The 14,661-nt window shown below is 67.5% G+C and carries 11 protein-coding genes and 1 pseudogene; all 12 read left to right on the top strand.

Going from position 1 to position 14,661, the window contains the following annotated elements; genetic code table 11:
* Positions 1 to 8 precede the first annotated feature (8 nt).
* The 12 genes and pseudogenes from ACWAUG_RS08200 to ACWAUG_RS08145 all read left to right on the top strand — a co-directional run bounded on the left by ACWAUG_RS08200 (position 9) and on the right by ACWAUG_RS08145 (position 14,656).
* The gene (locus ACWAUG_RS08200; protein WP_460802124.1) at positions 9 to 1,583 is read left to right on the top strand and encodes a Rieske 2Fe-2S domain-containing protein; all 1,575 of its coding nucleotides are present in this window, start codon (positions 9 to 11) and stop codon (positions 1,581 to 1,583) included.
* Between the two features lie 92 nt (positions 1,584 to 1,675).
* Positions 1,676 to 2,212: pseudogene (pyrR, locus tag ACWAUG_RS08195) on the top strand (bifunctional pyr operon transcriptional regulator/uracil phosphoribosyltransferase PyrR); the annotation flags it as partial.
* On the top strand, positions 2,209 to 3,174 hold the full coding sequence (locus ACWAUG_RS08190; protein ID WP_460802123.1) for an aspartate carbamoyltransferase catalytic subunit: 966 nt from the start codon (positions 2,209 to 2,211) through the stop codon (positions 3,172 to 3,174). The pseudogene pyrR and the gene ACWAUG_RS08190, both read left to right, overlap by 4 nt.
* Complete coding sequence (locus tag ACWAUG_RS08185) at positions 3,171 to 4,475, top strand: dihydroorotase (RefSeq protein WP_460802122.1); 1,305 nt, start codon at positions 3,171 to 3,173, stop codon at positions 4,473 to 4,475. The genes ACWAUG_RS08190 and ACWAUG_RS08185 overlap by 4 nt, the downstream gene beginning before the upstream one ends.
* Entirely contained in the window at positions 4,472 to 4,981 is a 510-nt protein-coding gene (locus tag ACWAUG_RS08180; RefSeq protein WP_460802121.1) for a PH-like domain-containing protein, read from the top strand. Before ACWAUG_RS08185 ends, ACWAUG_RS08180 begins: the two co-directional genes overlap by 4 nt.
* Positions 4,978 to 6,135, top strand: a complete 1,158-nt coding sequence (carA, locus tag ACWAUG_RS08175) for a glutamine-hydrolyzing carbamoyl-phosphate synthase small subunit (protein WP_460802120.1) — start codon at positions 4,978 to 4,980, stop codon at positions 6,133 to 6,135. The genes ACWAUG_RS08180 and carA overlap by 4 nt, the downstream gene beginning before the upstream one ends.
* A complete protein-coding gene (gene carB / locus ACWAUG_RS08170) occupies positions 6,135 to 9,422 on the top strand; it encodes a carbamoyl-phosphate synthase large subunit (RefSeq protein ID WP_460802119.1) in 3,288 nt (1,095 codons plus the stop codon). The genes carA and carB overlap by 1 nt, the downstream gene beginning before the upstream one ends.
* Entirely contained in the window at positions 9,419 to 10,264 is an 846-nt protein-coding gene (gene pyrF / locus ACWAUG_RS08165) for an orotidine-5'-phosphate decarboxylase (RefSeq protein ID WP_460802118.1), read from the top strand. Before carB ends, pyrF begins: the two co-directional genes overlap by 4 nt.
* Complete coding sequence (gene gmk, locus ACWAUG_RS08160) at positions 10,257 to 11,162, top strand: guanylate kinase (RefSeq protein ID WP_460802117.1); 906 nt, start codon at positions 10,257 to 10,259, stop codon at positions 11,160 to 11,162. The genes pyrF and gmk overlap by 8 nt, the downstream gene beginning before the upstream one ends.
* 65 nt (positions 11,163 to 11,227) lie before the next feature.
* Positions 11,228 to 11,485: a DNA-directed RNA polymerase subunit omega gene (gene rpoZ, locus ACWAUG_RS08155; protein ID WP_298036227.1), complete on the top strand. Its 258-nt coding sequence runs from the start codon at positions 11,228 to 11,230 to the stop codon at positions 11,483 to 11,485.
* 14 nt (positions 11,486 to 11,499) lie between these two features.
* On the top strand, positions 11,500 to 12,696 hold the full coding sequence (gene metK, locus ACWAUG_RS08150; protein WP_298036225.1) for a methionine adenosyltransferase: 1,197 nt from the start codon (positions 11,500 to 11,502) through the stop codon (positions 12,694 to 12,696).
* 22 nt (positions 12,697 to 12,718) lie between these two features.
* Positions 12,719 to 14,656, top strand: a complete 1,938-nt coding sequence (locus ACWAUG_RS08145) for a primosomal protein N' family DNA-binding protein (protein WP_460802116.1) — start codon at positions 12,719 to 12,721, stop codon at positions 14,654 to 14,656.
* The last annotated feature ends 5 nt before the right edge of the window (positions 14,657 to 14,661 follow it).

Here is a 14,661-nt window from a genome sequence, read left to right as displayed (position 1 = left end):
GAAATGCAATGCGGATCACGGGACTCGGCCACGCCGGGATGTTCATCGAGACCACCGGCGGAAACATCATCTGCGACCCGGTTCTCGGGCCCTCCTTCTTCGGCTCGTGGTTCCCGTTCCCGGACAACCGCGGCCTCGACTGGGAGAAGTTCGGCCGAGACGCGGACTTCCTGTACATCTCGCACCGTCACCGCGACCACTTCGACACGAAGCTGCTCGAGCGCTACATCCGCAAGGACATCGAGGTCCTACTGCCGGAGTACCCGACGGATGAACTCGAGCAGGACATCCGTGCGCTCGGCTACACGAACATCACCTACGCCCCCGCGGGCGAGGTGATCATGCGCGGCGACACGAAGATCATGATCACCCCGCTGCGCGCGCCCAGCGACGGGCCGATCGGCGACTCGTCGCTCAGCGTCGACGACGGCACAGCCTCGGTTCTGAACCAGAACGACTCGCACCCGCTCGACCTCGAGGCGCTGCTGGGCTTCGGCAAGCCCGACGCCTACTTCACGCAGGTCTCCGGTGCGATCTGGTGGCCGATGGTCTACGACCTGCCGCAGGACGCGAAGCAGAACTTCGCCCGACTCAAGCGCGAGGCGCAGAACAAGCGCGCCATGTTCTACATCGAGAAGGTCGATGCGCCGCACGTGTTCCCCATGGCGGGGCCGCCCATGTTCCTGCGCGACGAGCTGTTCCGCTACAACGGACTCGGCCAGGAGAACGACTCGATCTTCACCGATCAGAAGCAGTTCCTGGCCCACATGAAGGAGCTCGCCCCGCAGTACGACGGGCAGCTGTTCATTCCGGGCACCGTCGTGACGCTCGCCGACAAGGACATCGTCTCGATCGAGCAGACTCTGTACACGCAGGCCGAGATCGACCACATCTTCGATGAGAAGTGGGACTACCTCGAATCGCAGCGCGCCAGCCGCCAGCAGGAGATTCGCGATGAGGAGGCCTCGCGCGCCGAGGTCCTCCCGCCGGCGGAGATGCTCGCCGCCATCAAGGCGTGGTGGGAGCCGCTGATGAAGAAGTCGCGCACGATCAGGCTCGGCGTCGGTGGATGCGTACGCTTCCGCATCGGCGAGCTCGACATGGTCGTGGACTTCCCGAAGGCGAAGGTGCGCGAGTACGCGGGGGAGGAGTGCATCTACTGGTACACGATCCCCGCCGACCTCGTCTCGACCAATATCCGCGACCACGAAATCGACTGGTCGAACTCGATCTTCCTGTCGATGGAGTTCTCCGTCGGCCGCAGCGGCAAGTTCAACGAATTCCTGACGACGTTCCTCAAGTGCCTCTCGGTCGACCGCATCGAGTACGTCGAGAACTGGTACTCGGAGCAGACCGACCAGACCGAGGACGCCCAGATCGGCGACTGGGTCGTCCAGCGCCGCTGCCCGCACCTGCGCGCAGACCTCACGAAGACCGGCAAGGTCGACGAGGACGGCATCCTCACCTGCAGCATGCACGACTGGAAGTGGGATCTGAAGACCGGCAAGTGCCTGAGCACGTCCGGTCATGAGATCCGCGCCGAGCGCTGCCCCGTCACGGATGAGGCGCTGAAGCTCGGGTGATCCGGCGAGGCGCACGGGGACGCCGTGCGCCTGAGACGATAGAGTAGACGCATCAGCAACCTTTAACACCGTCCGAGAGGCGGAGAAGGGAGCGGCGGATGAGCACACGAACAGTGCTGCAGCAAGCCGACATTTCACGGGCGTTGACCCGTATCGCCCATGAGATCCTCGAATCGAACAAGGGCGCGGAGGGTTTGGTCCTCCTCGGCATTCCGACCCGCGGCGTCGCTCTCGCGCAACGACTGGCATCGCTGATCTCTGCGATCGCGCAGGTCCCCGTGTCCGTGGGATCGCTCGATGTCACGCTCTTCCGCGATGACCTCGCCCAGCATCCGACGCGTTCGCCGCAACCCACCGACATTCCCGCCGAGGGCATCGAGGGCAAGACCGTCGTCCTCGTCGACGACGTCCTGTTCTCCGGGCGCAGCATCCGCGCAGCGCTCGATGCGATCCAGTCCATCGGACGCCCCGCCGTCGTGCGCCTGGCGATCCTCGTCGACCGCGGGCATCGGGAGCTCCCCATCCGTCCTGACTTCGTCGGCAAGAACATCCCCTCCGCCCGCTCCGAGCGCGTCAACGTCCGTCTCGTGGAGAACGACGGCGCCGATGAGGTGACGATCGAAGTATGAGGAATCTGCTCGACACGCAGACGCTGGATCGTGAGACCGCCCTGCGCATCCTCGACGTCGCAGAAGACATGTCCGACACCCAGTCGCGCGAGGTCAAGAAGCTGCCGACGCTTCGCGGCAAGACCGTCGTCAACCTCTTCTTCGAGGACTCCACCCGCACACGCATATCGTTCGAGGCCGCCGCGAAGCGGCTCTCGGCCGATGTGATCAACTTCGCGGCGAAGGGGTCGAGCGTCTCCAAGGGCGAGAGTCTGAAGGACACGGCGCAGACTCTGCAGGCGATGGGCGCGGATGCCGTCGTGATCCGGCACCCGGCCTCCGGCGCACCTCGCACCCTTGCGACGAGCGGTTGGATCTCCGCCGGCGTCGTCAACGCCGGCGACGGCACGCACGAGCACCCCACGCAGGCGCTGCTGGATGCCTTCACGATCCGCAAACGTCGCTTCGACGCCGATAGCCGCGGCCGCGATCTCTCGGATGTGCATGTCGTGATCGTCGGAGACGTGCTCCATTCCCGCGTCGCCCGTTCGAACGTCTGGCTGCTGAACACGCTCGGCGCACAGGTCACGCTCGTGTCTCCGCCGACGCTCGTTCCGCAAAACGTCTCGACCTGGCCGGTGCGCGTGCTCTACGACCTCGATGAGGCTCTCTCACAGCGGCCCGACGCGGTCATGATGCTGCGGATTCAGCTGGAACGCATGAACGCCGCGTATTTCCCGAGTGAGCGGGAGTATTCCCGGCGCTGGGGACTGGACGCGGTACGCGCAGGGTCCCTTCCGAGCGGTAGCATTGTCTTGCACCCCGGACCGATGAACCGTGGCCTGGAAATCTCTTCCGAAGCCGCCGACTCTCCGCGCTCCACCGTATTGGAGCAGGTCACCAACGGGGTGTCCGTGCGCATGGCTGTGCTCTATCTGCTGCTCGCAGGTGAAAGAAACGACGAACGAGGGGAAGACCAGTGACCGAAACCCTCGTGATCACCGGTGCTGCGATGCTCGGAGCGGAACGCGCCGACATCGTGGTGGAGAACGGAATCATCGCTGAGATCGGCGACGGCCTCAGCCGCGCCGGAGCCCGCGTCATCGACGCCGACGGCCTCGTCGCACTGCCGGGTCTGGTCGACCTGCACACGCACCTGCGCGAGCCCGGATACGAAGCCTCCGAAACCATCCTCACCGGCACTCGTGCCGCAGCCGCCGGCGGCTTCACCGCTGTCTTCGCGATGCCCAACACGTCGCCGGTCGCCGATTCGGCCGGTGTGGTCGAGCAGGAGCTCGCCCTCGGCGAAGCCGCCGGCTACGCCACCGTGCAGCCGATCGGCGCCGTCACGGTCGGCCAGAAGGGTGAGCGCCTCGCAGAGCTCGGTGCGATGGCGACCTCCCGCGCCAAGGTGCGGGTCTTCAGCGATGACGGCTTCTGCGTCTTCGATCCGCTGATCATGCGCCGAGCGCTCGAATACGTGAAGTCCTTCGGCGGAGTCATCGCGCAGCACGCGCAGGATCCCCGACTCACGGAGGGCGCCCAGATGAACGAGGGCGTCGTCTCCGCCGAGCTCGGCCTCGCCGGATGGCCCGCGGTCGCTGAAGAGTCGATCATCGCCCGCGATGTGCTGCTCGCCGAGCACGTCGGCTCGCGTCTGCACGTGTGCCACCTGTCGACAGCTGGCTCGGTCGACATCATCCGCTGGGCGAAGAAGCGGGGGATCAACGTCACCGCCGAAGTCACCCCGCACCACCTGCTCCTCACGGATGAGCTCGTGCGCGGCTATGACGCCCGTTACAAGGTCAACCCCCCGCTGCGCCGCGAAGAAGACGTGCTGGCCGTTCGTGAAGGCCTCGCCGATGGGACCATCGACATCGTCGCCACCGACCACGCCCCGCACCCCAGCGAGGCGAAGGCCTGCGAGTGGCAGGCCGCCGCCAATGGCATGGTCGGCCTCGAGAGTGCTCTGCGCGTCGTGCACCAGTCGATGGTGCAGACCGGCCTGCTCGAGTGGCAGGACGTGGCACGCGTCATGAGCGCCGCGCCCGCGCGCATCGGCATGCTCGATGGTCACGGCACGCCGCTCGAGGCTGGCATGCCCGCACAGATCACTCTCTACGACCCGAACGTCGCCGGCACCTTCACGACGGCCGACCTGCGCGGACGCAGCGAGAACTCGCCCTATCTGGGTCGCGACCTCCCCGGATGCGTCGAATGGACGATCCACCACGGCCGCGTCACCCTCGCAGCCGGCACCGTCGTAGAGGAGCTGAACGCGTGAGCACGCGCGAAATCGCCATTGCCATCACCATCGCAGTAGCCGTCGTGATCCTCATCACGATGCTCCTGTCCTGGCGACGACGACTCCGACGCGACGGGGTGCACACGGCACCACTCGGCGTGCCGGAGCATGCCGAGGTGCTCTCCCGTCACGAGGTGCTGTACGTCTCGACCACGCGTCACGGCGAGCCGCTCGAGCGCCTGGCCATCCGCCCCTTGGCCTACCGGGCACGGGGCGAGCTGGCGGTCACCGATCGCGGAGCGGCTCTCGCCCTCGATGGATCGCCGACCGTTTTCATCGCCACGGCGAAGATCACCGAGGTCGCGCAGGCGACGGTCACGATCGACCGCGTGGTCGAGCCGGGAGGCCTCGTCCGCCTCTCCTGGAACATCGACGACGACACGATCGTCGATTCCTACCTGCGCGCCGCATCCGGCACGCCCCTCGAACTCATCTCAGATTTGCAGCGGCTCACCCGCGCGAAAGACACAGGAGCACAGTCATGACCACTACGACAGGCTCGACGAACGCCTCCGCCGTTCTCGTCCTCGAGGACGGCACCCGCTACCGCGGCCGCGCATACGGCGCTGAGGGCACCACGCTCGGCGAGGTCGTCTTCACCACCGGTATGAGCGGGTACCAGGAGACGATCACGGATCCCTCCTACGCCGGACAGATCGTCCTGCAGACCGCACCCCACATCGGCAACACCGGTGTCAACGATGAAGACACCGAGTCGGACCGCATCTGGGTCGCCGGCTACATCGTGCGCGACCCTTCGCGCGTCGTGTCGAACTGGCGCGCGCAGTCCTCGCTCGACGAGGTCCTCGTCAGCGACGGCATCGTCGGCATCAGCGGGATCGATACCCGTGCCGTGACCCGCCGGATCCGCTCCGAGGGCTCCATGCGCGGGGGCATCTTCTCCGGCGCGGCGGCCGGCCTCGATGCCGAAGAGCAGCTCCGCCTCGTGCAGGAGGCTCCGCAGATGAGCGGACAGAACCTGTCCGCAGCCGTCTCGGCCGACGTCGCCACCGTGATCACCGCGATCGGCGAACGCCTCGGCAACCTCGCCGTGCTCGACCTCGGCGTCAAGCAGGCGACGCTCGACAACCTCGCCGCACGCGGCTTCGAGGTGCACGTGCTGCCGCAGTCCTCGACGATCGACGACATCCGTGCGATCGACCCTGTCGCGGTCTTCTACTCGAACGGCCCCGGCGACCCCGCGGCGTCCGGCGATCATGTCGCTCTGCTGCGCGAGGTGCTCGACGACGGCCTGCCGTTCTTCGGGATCTGCTTCGGCAACCAGCTGCTCGGCCGTGCTCTCGGATTGGGCACCTACAAGCTGCCCTTCGGCCACCGCGGCATCAACCAGCCGGTTCTCGACAAATCCACGGGCAAGGTCGAGATCACCGCGCACAACCACGGCTTCGCCGTCGAGGCGCCCCTGGAGGGAATCTTCGACAGCCCCAACGGCTACGGCAAGGTCGAGGTCAGCCACATCGGGCTCAACGACAACGTGGTCGAGGGCCTTCGCGCCCTCGACATCCCGGCGTTCTCCGTGCAGTACCACCCCGAGGCCGCTGCCGGCCCGCACGACGCCAACTACCTCTTCGACCGCTTCCGCGATCTCGTCATCGCCACCCAGGGAGACAAGAACTGATGCCCAAGCGCGACGACATCAAGTCCGTCCTCGTCATCGGCTCCGGCCCGATCGTCATCGGTCAGGCCTGCGAGTTCGACTACTCCGGAACGCAGGCGTGCCGCGTTCTGCGCGAGGAGGGCGTGCGCGTCATCCTCGTCAACTCGAACCCGGCGACGATCATGACCGACCCGGACTTCGCCGATGCGACCTACATCGAGCCGATCACCCCCGAGGTCATCGAGACGATCATCGCCAAGGAGAAGCCGGATGCCATCCTGCCGACCCTCGGCGGACAGACCGCTCTCAACGCCGCGATGGCGCTGGACGAGCAGGGCATCCTCGCCAAGTACGACGTGGAGCTCATCGGCGCCAAGGTCGACGCCATCAAGAAGGGCGAGGACCGCCAGATCTTCAAGGAGCTGGTCATCGAGGCCGGCGCCGACGTCGCGGCATCCGTCATCTGCCACTCGATGGACGACCTGATCGCCGGTGCCGAGAAGCTCGGCTACCCGCTCGTCGTGCGTCCCTCGTTCACGATGGGCGGCCTGGGCTCGGGCTTCGCGTACAACGAGCAGGACCTCCGCCGAATCGGCGGCGCAGGACTCCACGACTCGCCCACCAACGAGGTGCTCCTGGAGGAGTCCATCCTCGGTTGGAAGGAGTACGAGCTCGAGCTGATGCGCGACACCGCCGACAACACGGTCGTCGTCTGCTCGATCGAGAACGTCGACCCCGTCGGCGTGCACACCGGCGACTCGATCACGGTCGCACCGGCTCTGACGCTGACCGACCGCGAGTACCAGAAGATGCGCGACATCGGCATCGACATCATCCGCGCCGTGGGCGTGGACACCGGTGGATGCAACATCCAGTTCGCCGTCGACCCGAGCAACGGCCGCATCATCGTCATCGAGATGAACCCGCGCGTCTCGCGCTCGAGCGCCCTGGCTTCGAAGGCCACCGGCTTCCCGATCGCCAAGCTCGCGGCCAAGCTCGCCCTCGGCTACCGCCTCGACGAGATCCCCAACGACATCACGGGTGTGACGCCCGCGAGCTTCGAACCGACGCTCGACTACGTCGTCGTCAAGGTGCCCCGCTTCGCCTTCGAGAAGTTCCCGGCCGCCGACGCCACGCTGACCACGACCATGAAGTCAGTGGGCGAGGCCATGGCCATCGGCCGCAACTACGCCACCGCGCTGCAGAAGGCCCTCCGCTCGCTCGAGAAGCGCGGTTCCAGCTTCCACTGGGGAGAGGAGACGCGTTCGGTCGAGGAGCTGCTCGAGATCTCGAAGACTCCGACCGACGGTCGCATCGTCACCCTGCAGCAGGCGCTGCGCAAGGGCGCGACGGTCGAGCAGGCTTTCGAGGCCACGGCGATGGACCCCTGGTTCCTCGACCAGATCGTGCTGATCAACGAGGTCGCAGAGACCGTCCGCACCGCGGCCGAGCTCGATGCCGACACGATCCGTCACGCCAAGGAGCACGGCTTCTCAGACGCGCAGATCGCCCAGCTCCGCGGCATCACCGAGCCCGAGGTGCGCGGCATCCGTCACGGTCTGGGCCTGCGCCCCGTCTACAAGACCGTCGACACCTGCGCCGGCGAGTTCCCCGCTCTGACGCCGTACCACTACTCGAGCTACGATTTCGAGAGCGAGGTCGCCCCCTCCGACCGCACGAAGGTGGTCATCATCGGATCCGGTCCGAACCGCATCGGTCAAGGCGTCGAGTTCGACTACTCCTGCGTGCACGCGTCGTTCGCGCTGTCGGATGCCGGGTACGAGACCGTCATGGTCAACTGCAACCCGGAGACGGTCTCGACCGACTACGACACCAGCGACCGCCTGTACTTCGAGCCGCTGACGCTCGAGGACGTCCTCGAGGTCCTCGACGCGGAAGCCGCGAGCGGCACGATCCTCGGTGTCGTCTGCCAGCTGGGCGGCCAGACGCCGCTGGGCCTGGCCAAGGGCATCCAGACTGCCGGTTACACGGTGCTCGGCACGAGCCCCGAGGCGATCGACATCGCCGAGGAGCGAGAGCTCTTCTCGCAGCTGCTCAACAAGGCGGGCCTCGTGGCCCCGCGCCACGGCACCGCGATCGACGCGGATGGCGCGGTCGCGATCGCCGAAGACATCGGGTACCCGGTTCTCGTGCGCCCGAGCTTCGTCCTCGGCGGACGCGGCATGGAGATCGTGTACGACACCCCGAGCCTGCGCGACTACTTCGTGCGCACGGCGGGCGAGGTTATCGTCGGCGAGGGCACCCCGCTGCTCGTCGACCGCTTCCTCGATGACGCGATCGAACTGGACGTCGACGCGCTGTACGACGGCGAGGAGCTCTATATCGGCGGCGTGATGGAGCACCTCGAGGAGGCCGGCATCCACTCCGGCGACTCGAGCTGCACCCTGCCTCCGGTCTCCCTCGGCCGCAGCGACGTCGACCGCGTCCGCGAGGCGACGCTGGCGATCGCCGAGGGCGTGGGCGTTCGGGGTCTGCTGAACGTGCAGTTCGCGGTCAGCGCGGGCGTCCTCTACGTCATCGAGGCAAACCCGCGCGCGAGCCGCACGGTTCCGTTCGTCTCCAAGGCCCTCGGCATTCCGATGGCCAAGGCCGCCAGCCGCATCATGGCCGGCAGCACGATCGCCGAGCTCAAGGCCGAGGGCATGCTTCCGGCATCCGATGGCTCCCGCGTTCCTCTGAACGCGCCCGTCGCCGTCAAGGAGGCCGTGCTCCCGTTCAAGCGCTTCCGCACCGCGGATGGCAAGACCGTCGACTCCGTGCTCGGCCCGGAGATGCGCTCGACCGGTGAGGTCATGGGCATCGACAAGGACTTCCCGACGGCGTTCGCGAAGAGCCAGGCCGCAGCCTATGGCGGGATGCCCACGTCGGGGACCGTGTTCATCTCGGTCGCCGATGCCGACAAGCGCGCTGTGATCCTGCCCGCGCACCGTCTGCAGCAGCACGGATTCGCACTCGTGGCCACTGAGGGCACGGCGGAGATCCTTTCGCGCAACGGCATCGCCGTGACGACAGTCGCGAAGTTCAGCGAGACGCAGGACAGCAACGAGCGCAACATCGTCGACCTCATCAACGCGGGAGAGATCGACATCATCGTCAACACTCCCTCCGGTGGCGCTGCGCGTGCCGATGGCTATGAGATCCGCGCGGCGGCCGTGGCCGCCGACAAGGCCCTGTTCACGACGATCGCCGTTCTCGGCGCTGCCGTGAGCGGTATGGATGCCGCGGATCAGGGCTTCTCGGTCAAGAGCCTGCAGGAGTATGCCCTCGACCGTCAGTCGGCCCTGTGACGGTTCGTTTCGGCGAGCGGGTTCGGTCGGCGCTCGGCGCACAGGGTCCCCTGTGCGTCGGCGTCGACCCGCATGGCGCGCTGCTGGATGCGTGGAATCTTCCGCGCAGCGCGGCGGGTGTTCGGGAGTTCGGTCTGCGGACCGTGGATGCGGCCGCAGGCCGCGTCGGCGTCATCAAGCCGCAGGTGTCGTTCTTCGAGTGCTTCGGCTCGGCCGGCATGGCATCTCTGGAAGACGTGATGCGCGCCGGGCGCGAGGCCGGTCTCATCGTCATCGCGGATGCCAAGCGCGGCGACATCGGCACGACGATGGACGCTTATGCCGAGGCCTGGCTCGCCCCAGGTTCGCCGTTCGAGGCTGATGCTCTGACGGTGAACCCGTATCTCGGCGTCGGTGCTCTCACCGGAGCCTTCGCAGCGGCCGAGGCTCACGGCAAGGGAGTCTTCGTGCTCGCGGCGACGAGCAACCCCGAGGCGCCGACGCTGCAGATGGCGAAGACCGCCACCGGTGAGACCGTCTCGGCATCCGTCATGACGACGGTGTCCGCGTTCAACGCTTCGCACACGCCCGCAGGGGAGTGGGGCAGCCTCGGTTTCGTGATCGGTGCGACGGTCGATGCGGATGCTGCGGGCATAACGTCCGCGAATCCGCCGGCGCCGATCCTCGCTCCCGGCTTCGGCGCGCAGGGTGCCGGACCCGCAGATCTCGTCGCCCGCTTCGGTACGACCGCACCCACCGTCATCGCTTCGGAGAGCCGCAGCATCCTGTCCGCCGGTCCCGACGGCCTCGCCGTCGCGATCGACACCCGAATCCGTACCTACCGGGAGATCCTCGATGCCTGACCGCAGTGTTCCCGACGTCGACCGCGCCGCGGCCGCTCGTCGTGCCGTCGAACGGCGGCGCGCCCGCGCGTCGCTGAAGCGCGACTTGACGATGCGCGTCGTGTCACCGCAGTCCGTAGCGGAGAAGGCCTTCGCGGATGCGGATTCAGTGGCCGGTTCCATGCGGATCACCGATTTCCTCCTCGCGCTTCCGGCCATCGGCATCGGCAAGCGCGACCGGATCCTGCAGGAGCTGGACATCTCCCCGGTCAAGCGGCTCGGCGGGCTCGGCGTGCGGCAGCGTGCGAGCCTCAGCCAGTGGCTGGATGCCCGCTTCCCGCTCAACGAAGCCCGCGCCGGCCGCAGCCGCCTGCTCGTCCTCGCCGGCCCCACGGCCGTCGGCAAGGGCAGCGTGGCGGCGCACATCCGCGCGACCCACCCCGAGATCCACCTCTCGGTGTCGGCGACGACCCGCGCGGCTCGCCCGGGCGAGATCGATGGTGTGCACTACTACTTCGTCGACGATGCGGAATTCGATAGGCTCATCGCCGACGGCGAGCTGCTGGAGTACGCGGTCGTCCACAACCGGGCGCGCTACGGCACACCGAGAGCACCCATCGATGCCGCTCTCGCAGAGGGCAAGACGGTGCTGCTGGAGATCGACCTGCAGGGTTCCCGCCAGGTCCGCGCCTCCGAGCCGTCCGCCACGCTCATCTTCCTGCTTCCGCCGTCCTGGGATGAGTTGGTCGATCGGCTGGTGGGCCGGGGCACGGAGGATGCCGAGGAACGCGCCCGTCGTCTGCGCACCGCGAAGGTCGAACTCGCCGCGCAGAACGAGTTCGATTTCCATATTGTCAACGAGGACGTCGCCGCAGCTGCGCGCGAGGTCGTAGAATTGTCTGAGGCCACTGCGCGCTGAACGCTTTCGCGCGCGTGCCGCATCGACTTAGCGACGAACCCGTCGCCAGATCTGGAGGTCCCATCATGGCCGGTCACCACAACAAGGGCATCATCGATCCCCCCATCGACAACCTGCTCGACCGTGTCGAGTCGAAGTATGAACTGGTCATCTACGCGTCCAAGCGCGCCCGCCAGATCAACGACTACTACGCCGACCTGCACGAGGGCAACCTCTTCGACAACGTCGGACCGCTGGTCGACTCGTCCGTCGAGGACAAGCCGCTGACCATCGCGCTCCACGAGATCAACGAGGACAAGCTCCGCCTTCGTCACGCCGAGTGAGGGCTGAGTCCTCGATGAGCGCACTGCGCCTTTTCACCTCTGAGTCCGTCACCGAGGGGCACCCCGACAAGATCTGCGACCAGATCTCGGACAGCATCCTCGACGGTCTGATCGCCAAGGACCCGGCTTCTCGGGTCGCGGTCGAGACCCTCGTGACGACGGGGCTCGTCCATGTCGCCGGAGAGATCCGCACCGAGGCGTACGTCGACATCCCGACGATCGTCCGCGATGTCGTGAACTCGATCGGCTACACCTCCAGCGAGACGGGCTTCGACGGCTCGTCCTGCGGCGTGAGCGTCTCGGTGGGCGAGCAGTCCAGCGACATCGCCCACGGCGTCGATCTCGCCCAGGAGCACCGCGACGGTAGCTCCAGCGATGCGCTCGACGGCCTCGGCGCGGGCGACCAGGGCATCATGTTCGGTTTCGCGACCGTCGAGACCCCCGAGCTCATGCCGATGGCCGGCCACACGGCCCACCGCATCGCCGAGCGTCTGACCGAGGTGCGCCGCTCCGGTGAGCTGGCGTTCCTGCGCCCCGACGGCAAGACCCAGGTCACCCTCGGTTATGAGGGCTTCATCCCGAAGACCATCGATGCGGTCGTCCTCTCCACCCAGCACCACCCCGACATCTCCCAGGAGGAGATCCGTCACGAGGTGCGCCGTCTGGTGATCGACCCGGTGCTCGAGCAGACCGGACTCGAGATGCCCTCTGACGAGCGCTATTTCATCAACCCCGCAGGTCCGTTCGTCACGGGCGGCCCGAAGGGCGATGCGGGTCTGACCGGTCGCAAGATCATCATCGACACCTACGGCGGCGCCGCCCGCCATGGCGGTGGCGCTTTCAGCGGCAAGGACCCCTCCAAGGTCGACCGCTCCGGCGCGTACGCCATGCGCTGGGTCGCGAAGAACGCCGTCGCCGCAGGTCTCGCCGACCGGCTCGAGGTGCAGGTTGCGTATGCCATCGGCGTCGCACGTCCCGTGGGGCTCTACGTCGAGACGTTCGGCACCGGCAAGGTCTCCGATGAGATCATCACCGATGCGATCCGTCAGGTCTTCGACCTGCGACCGCAGGCGATCATCGAGGAGCTCGAGCTGCTGCGTCCGATCTACCGCCAGACCGCTGCCTACGGGCACTTCGGCCGCGAACTGCCCGACTTCACGTGGGAGCGCACGGACCGCGCCGACGAACTGCGCCGCGCCGCAGGGCTGTGACGCGCGGGCGCGGGGCGCGGCGATGAGCCGGCGCATCGCGCGAGTGCTTCTGGAGTCCCCGCTCCCGCAGCTCGATCGCCTCTTCGATTACGCGCTCCCCGAGGAACTCGGTGAAGTTCCTCGGGGAGTGCGCGTGCGTGTTCCGTTGCGCACCGCCGGCCGTCTCGTCGACGCGTACGTCGTCGAGATCGCCGAGGAGGATGACGCCGAGCGCCCACTATCTTCGGTCGAGACGGTCGTCTCGACGGTCCCGGTGCTGCCCGACGCGCTGTACAGACTCGCCCGCCGGGCAGCGGAGCGGGCGGCAGGCTCCGCCTCCGACATCCTTCGGCTCGTCATCCCCAAGCGGCAGGTGCGCGTCGAGAAGGCCTGGAAGGCGGATGCCGCGACCCCGGTGCCGACGCCGGAGATGCTCACGCGCTCCGAACGTGTGCTGGGGGAGTACACCCGGTTGAACGAGATTCTCGACGGCTCCGGACGCGCTGCTGTGGAGGCCATTCCGGGCATGAGCGAGGGCCGAGTGCGCTGGAGCGATGTGCTCGCCGCGTCAGCAGCACAGGTGCTGCATTCCGGGGCGTCCGGAATCCTGGTGGTCCCCGACCATCGGGATCTCGACCGTCTGCTCGCAACCCTGGCCGAGTTCGTCCCCGATGAAGCGATCGTCCGCTTCGACTCGCGCCAGACAAACCCCGATCGCTATCGGGCTTTCCTGCGCAGTCTCGAAGACGCACCGTGCATCGTCGTCGGCAATCGTTCGGCTGTTTATGCCCCCGTCCGCGCCGGTCTCATCGCGATCTGGGATGACGGCGATCCTCTTCTCGGCGAGCCCCTCGCCCCCTACGTGCATGCGCGCGATGCGGCGCTGCTTCGCCAGGAGCAGGAGGATTCCGCCCTGCTGCTGGTGGGGCACACCCGCACGACGGATGCGGAGCGCCTCGTCGCGCACGGCTGGTTGGACGATGTACGCGCCGCCCGGCGCGTGCTTCCAAAAGTACTCTTGAGCACCCAGCAGGAGCTGGAGCAGCCGACGCAGCGCGTGCACTCGAGTGCCTTCGCCGCTGCACGGCGTGCTGTGGAAGAGGGGCCGGTGCTCGTCCAAGTCGCCCGCCCCGGGTTCTCGCCGACGCTGGTGTGCGCGGATTGTCGCGCCCCCGCGCGGTGCCTCCCCTGCGGGGGGCCTCTCGGTGCCCGGCATCGCGGGGCGGTGCCGATCTGCGGATGGTGCGGCCGCTCGGCTCGTGCATGGCACTGCCCCTCCTGCTCATCGGCACAACTGCGCCTGGCGGCATCGGGCAGCGAGCGCACCGCGGATGAGCTCGGACGAGCTTTTCCGGGCGTGCGCGTGATCATCGCCGATGGCACGCATCCGGTGGAGTCCGTCTCCGACAAGCCCGCCCTCGTCATCGCGACGCGGGGCGCTGAGCCGCTCGCGGAGAACGGATACAGCGCCGTGATCCTGCTCGATGGCTCGCGCATGCTGCAGGCACCCGATCTGCGGATCGGGGAGTCGTGCCTGCGCTGGTGGTCGAACGCCGCGGCCCTCGCGGCGCCCGGCGCACCGATCCACCTCGTGGGCGTCGAGGGTCGAGTGGGACGCGCGCTCGCGACGTGGAACCATTCCGGGTTCGCGCGCGATGAGTTGTCCGACCGCGCACCTCTGCATTTGCCGCCCGTCAATCGGGTGGCCCTCGTCGAAGGGCTCCCCGCCTCCGTCGAGCGCGGGCTGGCCTCACTGCGCGAGATTCCGCTGCCCCCCGATGCGGTTCTCGGACCGGTGCCGATCGACGGCGATGACGAGCGGGTGCGTGCGCTCGTGCGCTTCGAATACGGAGCGGGTTCCGTCGTCGCCACCACTCTGCGCGCAGCGGTCGTCGCTGAAGCCGTCAAGCGACGTCGCGGCCGCGGCCAGGTGCGCATCCCGTTGTCCGTTCGACTCGATATCCTCGATCCAGAGCTGTAACCCTT

The sequence above is a fragment of the Microbacterium sp. GXF6406 genome (assembly GCF_054798215.1).
This window is presented reverse-complemented; position numbering and strand designations above follow the sequence as displayed.